The organism is Lacinutrix undariae, assembly GCF_052934785.1.
In genome coordinates, this window is sequence record NZ_CM128809.1 from 1,236,352 (window position 1) to 1,253,825 (window position 17,474).

General features: G+C 31.8%; 21 protein-coding genes. 16 read left to right on the forward strand and 5 right to left on the reverse strand.

Features of this window, described 5'->3' with window-relative positions:
- Positions 1–3: 3 nt before the first annotated feature.
- Positions 4–1,314, reverse strand: coding sequence for a phenylacetate--CoA ligase family protein (locus ACU4C5_RS05495; RefSeq protein ID WP_446846051.1), 1,311 nt, complete (start codon positions 1,312–1,314; stop codon positions 4–6).
- 84 nt (positions 1,315–1,398) lie between these two features.
- Here ACU4C5_RS05495 and purD point away from each other — a divergent pair, with 84 nt between their 5' ends.
- Entirely contained in the window at positions 1,399–2,670 is a 1,272-nt protein-coding gene (purD, locus tag ACU4C5_RS05500; protein WP_446846052.1) for a phosphoribosylamine--glycine ligase, read from the forward strand.
- Here the strand turns inward: purD and ACU4C5_RS05505 are convergent.
- Positions 2,665–2,892 (reverse strand): DUF6341 family protein, encoded by a 228-nt coding sequence (locus ACU4C5_RS05505; protein WP_446846053.1) that lies wholly within the window; start codon positions 2,890–2,892, stop codon positions 2,665–2,667. The genes purD and ACU4C5_RS05505 overlap by 6 nt on opposite strands.
- 80 nt (positions 2,893–2,972) lie before the next feature.
- Between ACU4C5_RS05505 and ACU4C5_RS05510 the strand changes: the two genes are divergently transcribed.
- Positions 2,973–3,899 carry a DUF6427 family protein gene (locus tag ACU4C5_RS05510; RefSeq protein ID WP_446846054.1) on the forward strand — a complete coding sequence of 309 codons (927 nt, stop codon included), beginning with the start codon at positions 2,973–2,975 and terminating at the stop codon, positions 3,897–3,899.
- Here ACU4C5_RS05510 and upp read toward each other — a convergent pair.
- Positions 3,888–4,547, reverse strand: a complete 660-nt coding sequence (upp, locus tag ACU4C5_RS05515) for a uracil phosphoribosyltransferase (RefSeq protein WP_446846055.1) — start codon at positions 4,545–4,547, stop codon at positions 3,888–3,890. The genes ACU4C5_RS05510 and upp overlap by 12 nt on opposite strands.
- A gap of 72 nt (positions 4,548–4,619) precedes the next feature.
- Here upp and ACU4C5_RS05520 point away from each other — a divergent pair, with 72 nt between their 5' ends.
- Both ACU4C5_RS05520 and ACU4C5_RS05525 read left to right on the forward strand, forming a co-directional pair.
- Complete coding sequence (locus tag ACU4C5_RS05520) at positions 4,620–5,228, forward strand: DUF4254 domain-containing protein (protein ID WP_446846056.1); 609 nt, start codon at positions 4,620–4,622, stop codon at positions 5,226–5,228.
- An 80-nt stretch (positions 5,229–5,308) separates the two neighbouring features.
- A complete protein-coding gene (locus ACU4C5_RS05525; RefSeq protein ID WP_446846057.1) occupies positions 5,309–6,283 on the forward strand; it encodes a glycosyltransferase family 9 protein in 975 nt (324 codons plus the stop codon).
- Here ACU4C5_RS05525 and ACU4C5_RS05530 read toward each other — a convergent pair.
- Both ACU4C5_RS05530 and ACU4C5_RS05535 read right to left on the reverse strand, forming a co-directional pair.
- Entirely contained in the window at positions 6,280–6,714 is a 435-nt protein-coding gene (locus tag ACU4C5_RS05530; RefSeq protein WP_446846058.1) for a hypothetical protein, read from the reverse strand. The genes ACU4C5_RS05525 and ACU4C5_RS05530 overlap by 4 nt on opposite strands.
- 25 nt (positions 6,715–6,739) lie before the next feature.
- On the reverse strand, positions 6,740–7,795 hold the full coding sequence (locus tag ACU4C5_RS05535) for a 2Fe-2S iron-sulfur cluster-binding protein (RefSeq protein ID WP_446846059.1): 1,056 nt from the start codon (positions 7,793–7,795) through the stop codon (positions 6,740–6,742).
- A 112-nt stretch (positions 7,796–7,907) separates the two neighbouring features.
- Here ACU4C5_RS05535 and ACU4C5_RS05540 point away from each other — a divergent pair, with 112 nt between their 5' ends.
- The 12 genes from ACU4C5_RS05540 to atpE all read left to right on the forward strand — a co-directional run bounded on the left by ACU4C5_RS05540 (position 7,908) and on the right by atpE (position 17,422).
- On the forward strand, positions 7,908–8,243 hold the full coding sequence (locus ACU4C5_RS05540) for a PadR family transcriptional regulator (protein WP_446846060.1): 336 nt from the start codon (positions 7,908–7,910) through the stop codon (positions 8,241–8,243).
- Between the two features lies 1 nt (position 8,244).
- A complete protein-coding gene (locus ACU4C5_RS05545) occupies positions 8,245–8,886 on the forward strand; it encodes a hypothetical protein (protein WP_446846061.1) in 642 nt (213 codons plus the stop codon).
- Complete coding sequence (locus ACU4C5_RS05550) at positions 8,883–9,581, forward strand: MFS transporter (RefSeq protein WP_446846062.1); 699 nt, start codon at positions 8,883–8,885, stop codon at positions 9,579–9,581. Before ACU4C5_RS05545 ends, ACU4C5_RS05550 begins: the two co-directional genes overlap by 4 nt.
- Before the next feature lie 65 nt (positions 9,582–9,646).
- On the forward strand, positions 9,647–10,057 hold the full coding sequence (locus ACU4C5_RS05555; RefSeq protein ID WP_446846063.1) for a DUF2059 domain-containing protein: 411 nt from the start codon (positions 9,647–9,649) through the stop codon (positions 10,055–10,057).
- A 5-nt stretch (positions 10,058–10,062) separates the two neighbouring features.
- Positions 10,063–11,547, forward strand: coding sequence for a DUF5687 family protein (locus tag ACU4C5_RS05560; protein ID WP_446846065.1), 1,485 nt, complete (start codon positions 10,063–10,065; stop codon positions 11,545–11,547).
- Between the two features lie 14 nt (positions 11,548–11,561).
- Positions 11,562–12,269: an ABC transporter ATP-binding protein gene (locus tag ACU4C5_RS05565; RefSeq protein WP_446846066.1), complete on the forward strand. Its 708-nt coding sequence runs from the start codon at positions 11,562–11,564 to the stop codon at positions 12,267–12,269.
- A 105-nt stretch (positions 12,270–12,374) separates the two neighbouring features.
- Positions 12,375–14,927, forward strand: a complete 2,553-nt coding sequence (porW, locus tag ACU4C5_RS05570) for a type IX secretion system periplasmic lipoprotein PorW/SprE (RefSeq protein WP_446846067.1) — start codon at positions 12,375–12,377, stop codon at positions 14,925–14,927.
- A 39-nt stretch (positions 14,928–14,966) separates the two neighbouring features.
- Positions 14,967–15,368, forward strand: a complete 402-nt coding sequence (locus ACU4C5_RS05575) for a bactofilin family protein (protein ID WP_446846068.1) — start codon at positions 14,967–14,969, stop codon at positions 15,366–15,368.
- Positions 15,322–15,567: an AtpZ/AtpI family protein gene (locus ACU4C5_RS05580; protein ID WP_446846069.1), complete on the forward strand. Its 246-nt coding sequence runs from the start codon at positions 15,322–15,324 to the stop codon at positions 15,565–15,567. The genes ACU4C5_RS05575 and ACU4C5_RS05580 overlap by 47 nt, the downstream gene beginning before the upstream one ends.
- A complete protein-coding gene (locus tag ACU4C5_RS05585; RefSeq protein ID WP_446846070.1) occupies positions 15,567–15,959 on the forward strand; it encodes a hypothetical protein in 393 nt (130 codons plus the stop codon). The genes ACU4C5_RS05580 and ACU4C5_RS05585 overlap by 1 nt, the downstream gene beginning before the upstream one ends.
- Before the next feature lie 123 nt (positions 15,960–16,082).
- Positions 16,083–17,180, forward strand: a complete 1,098-nt coding sequence (gene atpB, locus ACU4C5_RS05590) for a F0F1 ATP synthase subunit A (RefSeq protein WP_446846071.1) — start codon at positions 16,083–16,085, stop codon at positions 17,178–17,180.
- Between the two features lie 41 nt (positions 17,181–17,221).
- Positions 17,222–17,422 (forward strand): ATP synthase F0 subunit C, encoded by a 201-nt coding sequence (gene atpE / locus ACU4C5_RS05595; protein ID WP_446846072.1) that lies wholly within the window; start codon positions 17,222–17,224, stop codon positions 17,420–17,422.
- Positions 17,423–17,474: the final 52 nt, after the last annotated feature.

A 17,474-nucleotide genomic window follows, 5' to 3' on the forward strand; every position in this document is an offset into this window, starting at 1 on the left:
AAATTAGTTGAGTAAAGATTTAAATTGCTTTAATTTTCCGCTTTTTGAGCGTTTTATAACGTCTTGTTTTTCAAAAATAAGGGTTAATCCTTTTTCAAGATAATTGGTTATTTCTGTTTTTATATCTTCTTTTTTGGAATCTGAAATGGTTTCAGTACTCACATATTTTATTTTAAAAGTGTCTAATTTATGTTGTTCAATAATAAACTCTTTTACAGCGCTATCTTTTTCAATAATACTTTTAGTAATGTAATAAAAAGTAAGTCCCGCCGCTTTTTTTCCGCTAGGTAAAGTAATAATATCGTTGGTTCTTCCTATTAATTTTTTAAGAATAGGTTTTTGTAGTGTGCTTTTTTCTGAAAGCACGCCAATATCTCCAATATCATAGCGTATAAATGGGTGTGCTTTATTGTAAAGAGATGTAATAACAATGCGACCTTCTTCGCCGTAAGGCAGAATATTATTTTGGTCATCTACAATTTCTACAAAAAGTGTTTCGCTATTTACTTGCCAAATATTTTCAGGGTTTTGAAAAGCAATTAAATCTAATTCCGAAGCACCATATTCATTAATTATAGGAATATTAAACTGTTTTTCTAATAGTTTTTTGTCGTCTTCAAAAAGCATTTCCGAAGTCACAACACAAGCGCTTAATGTGGGACAAATAGTATTTAAAACAATGTTTTTTCTTTCTAAAAACTTAGCAAATTGAACGATTGAACTTGTATAACCGTTGATATAGTTAAAATTAGTAGCCTTAAATTTTTTTAAGCAAACTTGAAAAGCTTCATCACTTAAATTGAAAACCGAAAACCGAAAACGATTCCCTATATAATCTTTAATTCGCTCTTTATAGTAGCCTTTTTTATCTAACGGAATTCCGTAAAATCGAGCTTGTTTAGAGCTGTTAAAATCCAATCTAAACCAACCAAATCTATTCTGTATAACTGCCCATGTTAAGGCGTGGCAAAATTTATCTTTCGCAAAAACAAAAGGATGTCCAGATGAACCTGATGTTTTATTGATATATACGTTTTTTTCATTAAATCCTTCTGAAAGTCTATCACTCAAATCGCATTGTAAATCGCGTTTTGTCATTATAGGAATGGTTTTCCAATCTAAAACATCTGCATTTTTAGCGACGCTTTTGTAAAACGAATTATTTTGAAGGTGATAATTAAAAATTGCTTCCTTTTTTTGAAGCACATAAGCCTTAAACTCTGCTTCATTTTTAGCCTGAATTTTTTGTAAAACACAAGAAGCCTTCTTAATAGGAAAGCGGTTGAGTTTTAATGACAAATCAAATAAATTCAAAGGATAAGATTTTTTGTAAAGTAAATAAAAAATATTGGTGTATTCGACGCATTAGTTTTATTTTTGAGCAAACAACAACACACTATGACAATTTTAATTTTAGGATCAGGAGGAAGAGAACATACTTTCGCTTGGAAAACCGCTCAAAGCCCTTTATGTGATACAATTTATGTTGCTCCAGGAAATTCTGGTACAGCCGAAATTGCTACAAATATTAATATTAGCGTTACCGATTTTCCGGCAATAAAAGCGTTAGTATTAGAAAAACACATTGATATGGTTGTGGTTGGTCCTGAGGATCCTTTGGTACAAGGAATTCACGATTTCTTTTTAAATGATGACGCGCTAAAACATGTAGCAGTTATTGGACCAGAAAAAGCAGCTGCAGAATTAGAAGGAAGTAAAGAATTTGCTAAAGAATTTATGATGCGTCATAATATTCCTACAGCAGCTTACCAAAGTTTTAATGCGAGCAATGTTGAAGAAGGTTATGCCTTTTTAGAAACGTTAAATCCTCCATATGTATTAAAAGCAGATGGATTAGCGGCAGGAAAAGGGGTGTTAATTCTTAATGATTTATCAGAAGCTAAAGCAGAATTAAAAGAAATGCTTGTTGATGCTAAATTTGGAGCAGCAAGTTCAAAAGTAGTTATTGAAGAATTTTTAGATGGTATTGAGTTAAGCTGTTTTGTATTAACAGACGGTAAAAACTACAAAATTTTACCAACAGCTAAAGATTATAAACGTATTGGTGAAGGTGATACCGGATTAAATACCGGTGGAATGGGAGCAGTATCTCCAGTACCTTTTGCAACACCAGAATTTTTAAATAAAATTGAAGAACGTGTTGTAAAACCTACAATTGCAGGACTTCAAAAAGATAATTTACCATATAAAGGTTTTGTGTTTATTGGCTTAATTAAAGTTGGAGATGATCCTAAAGTGATTGAGTACAATGTGCGTATGGGAGATCCAGAAACCGAAGTGGTGTTACCAAGATTGAAAAATGATTTAGTTGAAATTTTTCAAGCTATTGCAAACCAAACTTTAGATACTATAAATATCGAAATTGATGAGCGTGCTGCAACTACAGTAATGCTAGTATCTGGTGGCTATCCAGAAGCTTACGAGAAAGGTAAAGAAATTACAGGATTAGAAAACGTAACAGGTTCAATCCCATTTCATGCAGGAGCAATTATAAAAGATGGAAAAGTCGTAACTTCGGGTGGACGTGTACTTGCTATGACAAGTTACGGTGAAAGCTACAGTGAGGCACTAAAAAAATCTTATCAAAATATAGATAAGCTACATTTTGATAAGATTAATTATAGAAAAGATATTGGTTTCGACTTATAGAAATTTATGAGCTGAAACTGTTTTATCTTCTTCATTGTTATTATCGAATTTTTTAAGTTGTAGCATCCAGTATACAAATGCAACAATAGCTATAGCCATAAAAATCCAGTTAAGCATGTTAGCAGAAAACCAGTTTTCTAGTTCTAATGCTCGTAAAGCATCCATTGGTTTTAGTAGTACGTCTACAAATAAATCTTGAATTGCGTAAAAAAAGTCTTTCATCTTATATAAATTTAAACGCTCTTATGAGCTTCAAAGGGGATTATCAATACATTTACATCGCAAATATACAAACATTATAAATGATTTCAAGTTTTTTCAGCAAAGCAAAACCAATACATTTTTTGGTTATCAGTATTTTTTTGCTAATTGCATTTGTTTTTTATAATTTTTTTATAGAAAATGAAGCTCTTAACGGAACAAATATTACCACGCAAATTGGAACTTTTACTGTTTGTATATTTTCGATTTTTGTATTAAATTTTCTCTCCGGAAAAAATGATTTAACGCATAAGAATAGTTATAATATTTTGTTTATCACACTGTTTATGGTGATGTTACCACAAACATTTTTTAATATTAAAATAGTGGTCGCTAACTTTTTTGTGCTTTTAGCTTTCAGAAGAATTATAAGTTTGCGTACCCAAAAAGAACTTAAAAAGAAGCTTTTTGATGCCGCATTTTGGATTAGCCTCGCAACTTTGCTATTTTTTTGGGCATCATTATTTTATCTCTTAATTTTTGCCGCATTATTTTTATATGCCATCCCCGAACTTAAAAATTGGGCGATTCCTTTTATTGGTGTTTTAGCAGCAACATGTATTACTGTATGTGTACTTATTATTACAGATACTAATATTATAGCTTATTTTTCTGAAATGGATTTTGGTATCAGTTTTAACTATAGTACTCTAAATTCACCCTCAATAATTACAGCTTTAACCATTGTATTTACCTATTTTATATGGAGCTTATTCCATTATGTTGGGATTATGAAAACCAAAGCACGTACTAAAAAACCTACAAGTGTTTTAGTGGTTTTAGCCTCTTTAATTGCTTTGGCAATTGTCGTTATATCACCAGAAAAAAGTGGTGCAGAATTCCTTTTTCTACTAGCGCCATTATCTGTTATTGTGACTAATTATATGGAAACTGTTTCGGTGAAATGGTTTAAAGAAACCTTAATTTGGTTATTAATTATTACACCTATTATCGGTTTAATGTTGTAGTTTTTCTCCAAAAGCTAAATCTCCTGCATCTCCAAGACCAGGCATAATATAACCGTTTTTATCAAGAGTTTCATCTACTGTAGCAATCCAAAGGTGTACATCGCTATCAAAATGGTTTGCAATAAAATCTACCCCTTGCTGCGCACCAATAACACTTACAATATGTATGTTTTTAGGTGTTCCAAAAGGTTTTAAAGCTTCAAAAGTAGCTACCATAGATTGTCCTGTAGCTAACATTGGATCAGCAAGAATTAAGGTTTTACCTTCCAAACTTGGACAAGCTAAATATTCAACAATAATTTCAAAAATCTCCGGATTATCCTTATGATGTCTATATGCCGAAATAAATGCATTTTCAGCCTTATCAAAATAATTTAAAAGTCCGTTATGCAATGGCACACCAGCTCTTAAAATAGAACATAACACAATATCATCATTAATTACAGATACGTCACTTGTTCCTAATGGTGTTTTCACCGTTTGGTTTGTGTAGTTTAGTTTTTTGCTTAATTCATATCCTAATATTTCTCCTGTTCGTTCAATATTTCTCCTAAAACGCATGGGATCTTTTTGTATTTGTGCATCTCTCATTTCAGAAATAAACGTATTTAATATCGAGTTTTGAAGGGATAAATTGTGGATTTTCATTGCTTTTGTATGTAGTTTTAAAATGGTAAAGTTAATTAATTAGACTTATATTTGTGTCTTAAAATTAAGTACATGTTTACAAGCAAAGCCAATTCTATTTTTCAAGACGTTATTAAAACGTATCATATTATCAATACTGTTGATCAGCCTTTTTCAAATCCGTTTGATAAAACCTCAAACCTGTTAGAGCATTTATTATACAGAAAAAGTTGGATAGATACCGTACAATGGCATTATGAAGATATTATTCGCGATCCACAAATTGATCCTGTTGCAGCTTTAAAACTAAAACGCCAAATTGATGCTTCAAACCAAGATCGTACAGATATGGTTGAGTATATTGATAGCTATTTTCTTGAGGAATACAAATCTGTAACTCCAAAAGCAGACGCTACAATTAATACTGAAAGCCCAGCGTGGGGAGTTGATAGATTATCAATTTTAGCACTAAAAGTGTACCACATGCATGAAGAAGCAACACGTACCGATGCTTCGGAAGCACACCAAGCAGCTTGCCAGATTAAATTAGATATTTTGTTAGAACAACGTGTAGATTTATCAACGGCTATTGATACACTTTTAAGTGATATTGAAAAAGGAGATAAATACATGAAAGTGTATAAACAAATGAAAATGTACAATGACGACGAACTAAATCCTGTATTACGTTCACAAAAATAATCACCTGTAATATTAGGGGGTTTAATTTATAATTTCACATGTCTCAACCCAAGCATATTCTCGTTATTAGGCTCTCCGCAATGGGAGATGTCGCAATGACGGTTAATATTTTACGCGCTTTTACTACGCAATATCCCAATGTAAAACTTACCGTGCTTACACGTGGTTTTTTTGCACCATTTTTTAGGGATTTAAAGAATGTTACCATTTTTAATGCCGATGTAAAAGGAAAGCATAAAGGTGTTTTGGGCTTGTTTAAACTCTCTAAAGAATTAAAAGCTTTAGGTGTAGATGCTGTTGCAGACTTACATAATGTGTTGCGATCTAATATTTTAAAATCTTTTTTCTTCGGAATAAAAACTGAACAAATAGATAAAGGTCGTGCCGAAAAGAAAGCGTTAGTTACCAAAGAAAGTTTTCAGCAATTAAAAACCACGCACCAACGTTATGCAGATGTTTTTGAGCGTTTAGGATTTCCTATTGATATTTCAAACCCAACTTTTCCTGAACGAAAAACATTAAATGAAGCCACCCTAAAAAAAGTAGGAACCGATGCTTTACAATGGATTGGAATTGCGCCTTTTGCTGCTTTTGAAGGTAAAATGTATCCGTTAGATTTAATGGAAACCGTAATTAAAACCCTTTCTGAAACTTATAAAGTTGTATTATTTGGTGGTGGAGCTAAAGAGGTTGCTGTTTTAGATAGCTTTCAAAATTCGTATGAAAATGTAGTAAATTTAGCCGGAAAATTAACGCTAAATGAAGAGCTTGATGTGATTTCTAACCTAGATGTAATGTTATCTATGGATTCTGGAAATGCGCATATTGCAGCCATGTTAGGTATAAAAGTAATTACCGTTTGGGGAATTACACATCCTTTTGCAGGATTTGCTCCTTTTCATCAACCAAAAGATTTTACCTTACTTGCGGATGCTAAAAGATATCCACTAATTCCAACATCTATTTACGGAAACAAATGTCCCGAAACTTACTTAAAAGCTGCGGGAAGTATTGCTCCAGATGTTGTTATTTCTAAAATTAAAGCAGTGCTTTAAAGTTGTTTTAATTTTGTGGTTTCTTTCTGTATTAAATAAATAACTCTTCCAAAGTACATTGCAAAAGGAATTCCTGACCCTAGAGTAATTATAAAAAGAAAAGTATCATATTGCCAAGTACCAAAATTGATAGCAATATATGCTATGAATAGTAAGGTTAAACCTGTGTAAATTAAAGACTTTTTTGTCAATGGTTTTTTATAAAACAGACAGGTGATTAGTAGTGTTTTTCCAATTAAAGAGATAAAACCTATAATATTAAGGCTACTTTCAAAAGGATAATTCTTTTGAAAATTAATTCCGTTTTCTATAAGATATGGGATGCTTAAAAATTCAAAAAACCCCATAAATCCATAGCCATGTCCTGATGGAACTCCAATTAAAATTATAGAGTTCAGTATTAATGTTAGAATTATTGCTCTTCTTATCAAACTTTAAAACGATATAAAATAGCCATTAAATATCATCAAAATCAACAGTGATTTTTGCTGTTATAGGATGTGCTTGACAAGTTAAAATTAAACCTTCGGCAACTTCATTATCTGTTAAAATATTATTTTGACGCATTGTTGCTTCACCTTTTGTAACACGGGCTAAACAGCTGCTACAAATTCCACCTTGGCAAGAATATGGCGCATCTAAATCTTTATCTAAAGCGGCTTCCAAAATGGTTTGTTTTTGAGCCATATCAAAAGTTGTTTCTTCATCATCTACAATAACTGTGATTTCTGTTTGTCCGTCACTAACTGTAGTTGGTTCAATTTCTACAGGTTTTGAAGCTTTAAATAATTCAAAATGAATACGCTCTGTGTTCACTCCGTGCTCAACTAACACATCTTTTACGGTGTGAATCATTGCTTCTGGTCCGCAAAGGTAAAACGCATCACACTCAATATGTTTGTACTTGTTTTTTACCACGTAATTAACCGTGCTTTTTTCAATACGACCAAAAATAGCATCGTCTTCATCGGTTTGACTGAATACAAATTGAATTACAAAACGGTCTTTATATGTGTGTTGTAAGGCTAATAATTCATCAAAAAACATGGTGTCTTTAGGTGTTTTATTTCCGTAAACTAAAATTATTTGACTGTTTACTTCTTCTTCTAAAGCACATTTTACAATACTTAATACTGGCGTAATTCCACTTCCTGCAGCAAATAAAGCGACATTTTTAGTCTTTTTATCATTCGCTTCAAAAACAAACTTACCTTTAGGAGAGGCAACTTCTAATGTGTCACCAACTTTCAACTCATTATTAGCGTACATTGAGAATGTTCCGTCAGTAATAGCTTTCACGGCAACTTTAATCTCGCCACTTTTAGGAGAGGAGCAAAGTGAGTAATCTCTTCTAATTTCGTTACCGTTAATAGTCGTTTTTAAGGTAATATATTGTCCGGATTTAAATGCAAAACTAGGTTTTAAGTCTTCAGGAACTGAAAAACTAATAGTTACCGAGTTTTCGGTTTCTCTATGAATTTCTTTTATAGTAAGTGTATGGAATTGTGCCATGTGATATTATTTTTTACAAAAATAGTGAAGCCGTGAGTTTTTAGGTTTCAAATTCAGAAAAAATTAATACCTAAGATTCTTATACATAAGAAATTTAGGTATATTTGGTATTATGGCAAATTCAAAACTTTACAAAGGCAGTTTAACCACCATTATTTTAAAGTTGCTTAATGAGCACGATAAAATGTACGGTTATGAGATGACACAAAAAGTGAAATTACTCACCAAAGGTGAACTCAAAATTACCGAAGGTGCGTTGTACCCATCGTTACATAAACTGGAAGCTGAAGGTTTGCTAGATGTTGAAGTTGTAAAAGTAGATAACCGCCTGCGTAAATATTATAAACTTACCGAAGAAGGCAGTAAAGAAACTGTAAATAAACTCGCAGAATTGGAAGACTATATTAAAACCATGCAAGAATTGGTGAACTTAAAACCGAGTTTTTAATATGATTTTAACCGAAGAAAATATACAATTTATTGATACCTATTTAGAAAATGCAGATGTGGTATTTACAGATGTGAGAATGGAAATGGTAGACCATGTAGCTTCTGAAATTGAAAATCGTATGAAAAATGGAGATGACAGGTTGTTTTATGATGTGTTTAAATCTTATATGATTGAGGAGAAATCAAACTTATTAAAAAGCCATAAAAAACATATTAAGACTATTGATAAAGCGCTTGGTATTTTATTATTAAAACAATTATGCTCCATAAAAAGTTTGTTGATTTTTATGATTCTTTTTTGCGGATTTAAATTAACTTTTAAGCTGTTTGATGTGACATTAAACATATATACAGCTAAAGAGATTGGATTTATTCAGTTGCTATTAATGGCTACATTATACTTTGTTTTTTTATATCGCAAATCTGGAAGGTTCTCAGGTGTTGAGCGTTTAGGCTTTTACTTCGGAATAATAATTTATTTATTCAACACCCTTTTCGATATTGTAAATAGTTTAACCAACCTAGTGAGTTCAAACACTACATCTTTTATGTTATCTTTCTTTTTAACATTATCTATTCTTTGGTTTTTGGAAGCTTTAAAGCAAAAGAATGCTTATCAAAAAAAGTTTAAAACATTATGAAACTTTCAGAAGAAAACATACAAGAACTCTACACGTTTACACGGAAACATTATGTAGAACATTACGATTTACAAACCGAATTAGTAGATCATCTTGCCAATGGTATTGAGCAGCATCTTGCCGAAAACCCAAAATTAACTTTTGAAGAAGCTTTAGATTTAGAATTTAAGAAATTTGGAATTTTTGGGTTTAATGATGTTGTTGAAGACCGTCAGAAATCCCTAATGAAACATTATTATGGTAATATCTGGAAGCTATTTGTGGGCTTTTTTAAGTTACCAAAATTGGTTTTAACCCTTTTATCGATTATAGTGCTGTATCAAATACTGTATTATGTGCCTTATAAAGAATTTGTATTTATTGGCTTTTTTATCCTGTTTTCACCCTTTTATATTTATAAATTAAGAAGTTTACAGAAGTACACAAAAAGACGTATAAAAGAAACTAATAAACGTTGGATGTACGAAGATATCGTGTTTCAGTTGGGTGGCGGTTCTTTTGGATTAACACTTATGCCACAGTTATTACTTCATGGCGATAAATTAAACAATGTGGTGTGGCCATCAATATTTATAGCGGTGGCGGCAATAATTATGGTAGTGTTTACCCTTTACTCTTATATTGTTTTGGTATTGTTACCAAAATCGGCAACAGCCTATCTTTCTAAAATGTATCCTGAATATCAAATTGCTTAATAGTGTAACATTTTAAGAAAAAAGTATACTTATCATTGTAAATCAATTATTAAAAATCAAATCTTATGAAAAAAGTAGTATTAGTTTGTCTATTTATGTTTGCTTTTGTTAGCACAACTGTAGCTCAAGAAAGTTCAGAATTTAAAGCCGAAACTATCGAGTTTATTGAAATTACTGGAGCAGGAAAAGCTTTTGATAATGCCATTGATCAAATAGGGATGATGGTTCCTGTTGCAAATAAAGACGCTTATACCAAAGAAGCTAAAGGCACTTTAGAAGGTTTATACAGTAGTATGGCCGATTTATATATGAAAGAATTTACTCGTGAAGAAGTTCAAGAATTAGTGAAATTTTACAAAACAGATTTAGGTAAAAAATTAGCAACAAAACAATTAGAGTTAACACAAAAAGCAATGATGCTTGGTCAGTCTTGGGGAATGGAAGTACAAGGTATTGCTACAAAATATAACCAATAAACCTTATGGTAAAACGGTTTTTAAGTTTAGAATGGAAATCATTTTTTAGATCGTCTAGTCTAGGGAAAAGTATGGCTCTAAAAGGCGTCATGGTTTTTCTTGCCATTTGGATGGCCTTAAGTTTTCTCGCTATGGGATTTGGATTATACCCATTAATCACAAAAACATTTCCAGATCAAGATCCTTTTTTAGTAGTAAATAGTTACCTGTTTTATTGGATTTTAATGGATTTGATAATGCGTTTTTTCTTACAGAAATTACCAGTAATGAGCGTTAAGCCGTTACTAACATTACCCATTAAACGTCGTAGCGTTGTCAATTTTGTGCTCGGTAAATCTGCCTTGTCATTTTATAATATCTTACCGTTTTTTGCAACAATTCCGTTTGCAATCATGCTTTTAGCCAACAATTATAGTGCTACAAGTGTGTTGGCTTGGGTATTTGCCATGTGTATTATTGCGCAAATTGTCAATTTTTTAAACTTTATTATTGAAAGTCTAACCGCCGCATCAGAATTATCATTTTTACCACTTATACTAGTTGCAAGTGCTTTATTTGGACTTAATTATTTCGAAATATTTTCGTTTTCCGAAGCGCTTTCCAGCGGAATTATTGCCATCACCAAACAACCTGTATTTTTACTCGTTTTAGTATTAATCTTGGTGGGATTATATCTGTATAATTTTAAATTATTAAAACAGAAATTATATTTAGATAGTTCACTTAAAACAAAAACAGAAGCTGTAAAGACCTCTAACCTCGCTTGGACAAAACATTTTGGGGATTTAGCGCCTTTTCTTCAGTTAGATTTAAAATTAATATGGCGAAATAAACGCCCAAGATCAACAATATTTTTACTCATTTTTGGATTACTGTACGGTTTGTTTTTCTATACAAAACCAGTATTTCAAGGTGAAGGAGGAACTTATATGTATGGTTTTGTAGGTATTTTTGTTACCGGAATTTTCCTTATCAATTTTGGGCAATTCATTCCGGCGTGGGATAGTGGTTACTACAAAATGCTAATGAGCCAAAATATAAAATATAAAGAATATTTAAGGTCAAAACACGTGCTAATGAGTATGAGTGTTATTATTCTGTTTGTATTGAGTACGCCTTACGTGTATTTTGGATGGAAAATTTTATTAGCACATTTTGCTGCAGCCATTTATAATATTGGAGTTAATACACATGTTATTTTATTTGCGGGATCTTTTAACCGTAAAAAAATAGACTTAAATCAACGTGCAGCTTTCAATTATCAAGGTACTGGAGCCGTACAATGGTTACTAGGAATTCCGTTAATGTTATTCCCAATTATCATATTTTCTGCAGGTAATTTCCTTTTTAATTTTGAAACCGGAATCGCAAGTTTAATCTTTTGTGGAGTAATAGGTCTTGTTTTTCATCAAAAGATAATGAGTAGTATTACCAAAAAATATTTAAGTTCAAAATACAAAACTATCCAAGCTTTTAGCGAAGATGATTAATATAAAAATCGCCCATGATACAGTCTAAAAACCTTTCAAAAACCTATGGAAGTCATACGGTTTTAAATATTTCAGAATTAAACATTCCTAAAGGACAAAGTTTTGGTTTGGTAGGAAATAATGGTGCCGGAAAAACCACATTTTTTAGCTTACTGCTCGATTTAATTCAACCAACAACCGGTCATATTGAAAACAATTCTATTTTAGTTCACGAAAGTGAAGATTGGAAACCTTTTACCAGTTCATTTATTGACGAAAGCTTTTTAATAGGTTATCTCACACCCGAAGAATATTTTTACTTTATAGGAGATCTTAGAGGTCAAAACAAAGCCGATGTTGATGCTTTGGTAGCTACCTTTAAAGACTTTTTTCATGGCGAAATATTAAATCAGAAAAAATACCTTAGAGATTTAAGTAAAGGAAATCAAAAGAAAGTAGGTATTGTGGCCGCTTTAATTGGGCATCCAGAAGTTGTTATTCTTGATGAGCCTTTTGCAAACTTAGATCCAACAACTCAAATAAGACTAAAAGGAATTATTAAAGATTTGGCAGAAACTCATGGCGTTACCGTGCTTATTTCTAGCCATGATTTATTACATGTCACCGATGTTTGCGACCGTATTGTTGTACTAGAAAAAGGAGCCGTTGTTAAAGATTTAGTAACCAGCGAAGCCACACTTAAAGAACTTGAAAATCACTTCACTGCAAGCGAAACGGTTTAAAAACCAATCAATTTCTCTATATAATTCAAAAAGATGCTTATTTTTACACCGCTGCATAATATATGCGGCTGTTTTTAGTTATCTATAAACCAAATACAACCAACGTTGAAAACACCTTTTAAAGCTATAGTTCTTGTTGTTTGCGCCACACTTTTTATTACTAGTTGTTCGCGTAAAAAAGACAAATTTATAAACCGTAATTTCCATGCAATGGGAACTAAATACAACATTTTGTATAACGGTAATATCGCTTTAGAAAAGGGGAGAGCAGACGTTAATAATGCCGCTACAGATAACTATTGGGATTTACTTACGGTAGAACGTATGGAAATTTTAGAAGAAGTATCACTTCCGGGGCAAAGTAAAAATCGAAATTTTGAACGTGCCGAAGAAAAAGCAATTAAGGCCGTCCAAAAACATGGTATGAACATTAAAGGACGCGAGCACAATCCGCAAATTGATGAAGCCTATTTATTATTAGGACAATCACGTTATTTTGATCAACGTTTTATTCCTGCGCTAGAAGCCTTCAATTATATCCTTTACAAACATCCCACAAGTGATAAAATAAATAGAGCAAAAGTTTGGCGCGAAAAAACTAATATCCGTTTAGAAAATAACGAATTAGCAATAAAAAACCTAAAACGTTTATTTGAACAAGAGGAATTAGAACAGCAAGATTATGCCGATGCTAAAGCTATAATGGGGCAAGCATATATTAATATAAAAGCCAAAGATAGTGCATTAGTTGAGTTATCACTAGCAGCCCAAACCACAAAAAATCATACCGAAAAAGCAAGATACAACTACATTATTGGTCAGTTGTATAATGAATTTGGACAAAAAGATAGTGCCAATTTAGCTTTTGACAGAATTATAGATTTACATCGAAAAATCCCTAGAGCTTACTACATTAATGCACATTTAGAAAAGGTGGCTAATTTTGATTCTAAAACAGGAAACAAGCTAGAATTCACTGAATTTTTAACAGATCTTGAAGAAGATAGAGAAAATCGTCGGTTTTTAGATAAAATCTATTACCGCATTGCCAACTATTACCGTGAAAACAAATCGGATAGTTTAGCAGTAGCCTATTACAATAAATCATTACGAAAAGTAACTTCAGATAGATATCTAAAAGCCTTAGATTATTCTATTTTAGGAGATATGAATTTTGATGCCTCAGAATACAAAATGGCCGGTGCTTATTACGATAGTACGATGTCTAGTATGACTCTTAACTCTAAACCATACCGATTAATAAAACGTAAACGAGATAATCTAGATGATGTTATTAAATACGAAGATATAGCTCAGGTAAATGATAGTATTTTAAATTTAGTTAAGCTTTCTGAATCTGAAAGAATCACCTTTTTTGAAAGTTATATTACCGATTTAAAAATTAAAGCAGAAGAAGTTGCTAAACAAAAAGAAATTGATAATCGTAGAAATTCAGGATTAACAACAGCAAATAATATTGGAGCAACATCAAACAAATCAAGCTCTAGAGGTATGTCATCCAATGGTGCGCAATCATTCTACTTTTATAATCCAACAACGGTTTCTTATGGGAAAAATGAATTTGTTAAAATTTGGGGAGATAGAGCTGCAGGTGATAACTGGCGTTTATCCAACCGTAGTGTAAGAGCTACATCTGTTACAAATGATACTGAAGATATAGCTACTCAATCTCTTGAAGAAGATGAGTTATTTGATCCACAATATTACATCTCTAAAATTCCTACAGATGCTAAGGTAATTGATAGTATTTCTCGCGAACGTAATTTTGCATATTACCAATTAGGAGGAATTTATAAGGAGAAATTTAATGAAAACGAACTCGCAAAAGATAAATATTTACAATTATTAGCAAGCCAACCAGAGGAACGTTTTGTTTTGCCTTCAAAATATAATTTATATAAAATTTATATAGCTTTAGGTCAAACCGATGAAGCTGCAATTACTAAAGCCGAAATTTTAGCTACTTATCCAGATTCTCGTTATGCCGAAATACTTCTGAATCCAAATTCTGAAATTTCAAAATCCGAAAATAGCCCAGAACGTATATATGAAACTTTGTATGCTGCCTTTAATAATGAAGAATATAAACATGTAATTAAGGCTTCAGAGACTTACATTAATCAGTTTGTAGGAGATGTAATGGTGCCAAAATTTGAAATCCTTAAAGCATCTGCTAGCGGAAGATTGTATGGGTTTGACGCTTATAAAAACGGTGTAAACTATATAGCTTTAACATATCCAAATTCCGAAGAAGGAAAAAAAGCACAAGACATTTTAAAAAATACTATTCCTAAAATGGCTGTTAAAACATTTTTAGATGATAAAGACGCTAAAAAATTCAATGTTATTTATCAATTTGATGTTAATGATGAAAGCCTTCCTAAGTTTGTAGAAAAATTAGATAAAGCCATTGCAAAAGTGACTTATTTTGATTTAAAAACATCGGTTGATGTGTATGATGAAAATACAAGTTATGTAGTAGTTCACGGTTTAAAAAGTATTGATGGAGCCGAAGGTTTTGCTGAAATTTTAGCCGAAAATAAAGATAAAATAGATAAAGATTACTTTGTAATTTCATCAGCTAATTATGCCGTTATTCAACGTCATAAAAATGCAAAAGTATATTTAGAAAAATAATAAAATAACCTCATGTTTTCAGGTAAAAAAAAAGAAAGAATGGCAGCAGACACTAGTTTACAACAAAATAGTATCGCTAAAGGCACAATAATTACAGGTGATGTAATTGGGGAAGGTGATTTTAGAGTTGAAGGAACTATTAATGGTACAATACAAACTCCAGGAAAAGTTGTAATAGGAAAAACAGGTGTAATAAACGGAACTTTAAAAAGCGCAAATGCAGATATTGAAGGACAGTTTTCTGGGCAATTGATTTTAGAGAATATGTTAGCGCTTAAATCGTCGGCTATTGTAGATGGTGAAGTTGAAGTTGGAAGACTCTCAGTTGAGCCAGGAGCGACGTTTAATGCAACTTGTGCAATGAAAGGTGCCGTAAAAGAATTAGCAAGTAAAAATGGACAAGGAAAACAAAAATCTTCACGATCAGAAAAATACGCTTAATAAATATTTGCGTTTTTCAACGATAGCCTTTCAAATGATCGCCATAATAGGTGTGTTTTCATTTATTGGCGTATGGTTGGATGAGAAATTTCCAAATGCTTACAGTGCATATACCGTAATATGCGCCTTATTTGGAGTAGCAATAGCAATGTATCTTGTGATTAAACAAGTGATACAAATGAATAACGACGACAACTAATGATCAAAAAAATAAAAACTTTCTTACTAATACTTATTCCATTTACGCTAGTATTATTTGCTGCGGAATATGCGGTTATTGATAATTTAACCACTTCAGAACCTATGTTTTATAGTCTATGGGCTATTTTTACATTTCATTTTGTAGCAACACTTTTAATGTATCTGCTTTTAGTATTTATACACAATACTTTTGCCGATAATACCGGACTCGCTTTTATGGCGTGTACATTTTTAAAAATGATGGCGGCATTAGTGTTTTTATTGCCATTAATACTCCGTAAAGATTTAGGATATATTACAGACGTTTTAGCGTTTTTTGTGCCCTACTTTTTATTCCTTGTCCTAGAGACGATATTTACAGTAAAACTACTGAATAGTAAAGCTGTTTAATTAATTGATAATTAGCAAATTGAATTTAAATGAATTTTTTTTTTCTCAGACACTTTCAAATTATAATTAATACCCTACCTTTGCACCGAAATTTTAGGACTATAATTTTATATTAGATAAGGTATGGCGATAGCAAAAAAATCTATCAAATTATTTACAGTGTTGCTTTTAGCACTACTTCCGTTTTTTGGAACGGCTTCAAATGATGAACATAATGATGCACATCATGCAGAAGAAAAAGAGTTTGATGCTAATGAATTAATCAGTGGACACATTGGTGATTCTCATGAGTTCCATATTGCAGATTGGGATGGTCATGCCATTTCAATGTATTTACCTGTAATTTTATGGACAGATAATGGGTTAACAGTATTTTCTTCATCAAAATTCCATCATGATAATTCAGGTGAAACTGTAGTTGAAGCAAATGGCGCTGAATTTGTAAGACATAATGAAGTGATTTATTATGCGGATAGATATTCAGAATTAGAAGAAGGAGAAAATGGAGCGTTTAACTTTGATGTTAGACCTTTAGATTTTTCTATCACTAAATTAGTGTTCTCAATGTTAATGTCTGCATTCTTATTGTTTTTCTTATTCATCGCAGTAGCGAAGTCTTATAAGAAGAATGATAAAGCACCAAAAGGATTAGCTGGTTTTCTTGAACCTTTAATTCTATTTGTAAGAGACGATATTGCAATTCCAAATATAGGTGAGAAAAAGCATGCTAAATTTATGCCTTACTTACTAACGATATTTTTCTTTATCTGGATTAATAATATCTTCGGATTAATTCCTTTTTTCCCTTTTAGTTCAAACTTAACAGGAAATATCTTTTTTACATTTGTATTATCTTTCATTACCTTTATGGTTACCATTTTTAATGGAAACAAAGATTACTGGAAACATATATTAACGCCACCAGTGCCAAAAGCATTATATCCAATTATGGTGCCTATTGAGATTGTTGGTATGTTAACTAAGCCATTCGCATTAATGATTCGTTTATTTGCAAACATTACTGCTGGACATATTATTATTTTAAGTTTAATATCTCTAATTTTCATATTTAAAAGCGTATTTATAGCTCCAGTATCTGGTGTGTTTGTATTGTTTATGAGTATGTTAGAGTTGTTAGTAGCTGCATTACAAGCGTATGTGTTTACATTGTTATCAGCATTATTTATTGGTCAAGCTGTAGAAGAGCACGATCATCATTAAATTGAGTTTTTTAATTATTAACTATATAAATTTTTTTACTTATGGTATTAGCTGGAATCGGAGCTGGATTAGCTGCATTAGCTGCAGGACTTGGGATTGGTAAGATCGGTGGGTCTGCAATGGATGCAATTGCGCGTCAGCCAGAAGCTGCTTCAAAAATTCAAACTGCAATGATTATTGCTGCTGCACTTATTGAAGGTGTTGCACTTTTCGCTGTAGTAGTTGCGTTAATCGCAAAATAATTTTTGAAAAGAAACTATCATCCCAAAACGGTTGGTTTTGGGATGGTTTTTT

Coding starts and splice junctions, on each gene's coding strand:
- purD (WP_446846052.1), top strand. CDS start 1,399: ATGACAATTTTAATTTTAGGATCAGGAGGAAGAGAACATACTTTCGCT.
- ACU4C5_RS05505 (WP_446846053.1), bottom strand. CDS start 2,892: ATGAAAGACTTTTTTTACGCAATTCAAGATTTATTTGTAGACGTACTA.
- ACU4C5_RS05510 (WP_446846054.1), top strand. CDS start 2,973: ATGATTTCAAGTTTTTTCAGCAAAGCAAAACCAATACATTTTTTGGTT.
- upp (WP_446846055.1), bottom strand. CDS start 4,547: ATGAAAATCCACAATTTATCCCTTCAAAACTCGATATTAAATACGTTT.
- ACU4C5_RS05520 (WP_446846056.1), top strand. CDS start 4,620: ATGTTTACAAGCAAAGCCAATTCTATTTTTCAAGACGTTATTAAAACG.
- ACU4C5_RS05525 (WP_446846057.1), top strand. CDS start 5,309: ATGGGAGATGTCGCAATGACGGTTAATATTTTACGCGCTTTTACTACG.
- ACU4C5_RS05535 (WP_446846059.1), bottom strand. CDS start 7,795: ATGGCACAATTCCATACACTTACTATAAAAGAAATTCATAGAGAAACC.
- ACU4C5_RS05540 (WP_446846060.1), top strand. CDS start 7,908: ATGGCAAATTCAAAACTTTACAAAGGCAGTTTAACCACCATTATTTTA.
- ACU4C5_RS05545 (WP_446846061.1), top strand. CDS start 8,245: ATGATTTTAACCGAAGAAAATATACAATTTATTGATACCTATTTAGAA.
- ACU4C5_RS05550 (WP_446846062.1), top strand. CDS start 8,883: ATGAAACTTTCAGAAGAAAACATACAAGAACTCTACACGTTTACACGG.
- ACU4C5_RS05555 (WP_446846063.1), top strand. CDS start 9,647: ATGAAAAAAGTAGTATTAGTTTGTCTATTTATGTTTGCTTTTGTTAGC.
- ACU4C5_RS05560 (WP_446846065.1), top strand. CDS start 10,063: ATGGTAAAACGGTTTTTAAGTTTAGAATGGAAATCATTTTTTAGATCG.
- ACU4C5_RS05565 (WP_446846066.1), top strand. CDS start 11,562: ATGATACAGTCTAAAAACCTTTCAAAAACCTATGGAAGTCATACGGTT.
- ACU4C5_RS05575 (WP_446846068.1), top strand. CDS start 14,967: ATGGCAGCAGACACTAGTTTACAACAAAATAGTATCGCTAAAGGCACA.
- ACU4C5_RS05580 (WP_446846069.1), top strand. CDS start 15,322: ATGGACAAGGAAAACAAAAATCTTCACGATCAGAAAAATACGCTTAAT.
- ACU4C5_RS05585 (WP_446846070.1), top strand. CDS start 15,567: ATGATCAAAAAAATAAAAACTTTCTTACTAATACTTATTCCATTTACG.
- atpB (WP_446846071.1), top strand. CDS start 16,083: ATGGCGATAGCAAAAAAATCTATCAAATTATTTACAGTGTTGCTTTTA.
- atpE (WP_446846072.1), top strand. CDS start 17,222: ATGGTATTAGCTGGAATCGGAGCTGGATTAGCTGCATTAGCTGCAGGA.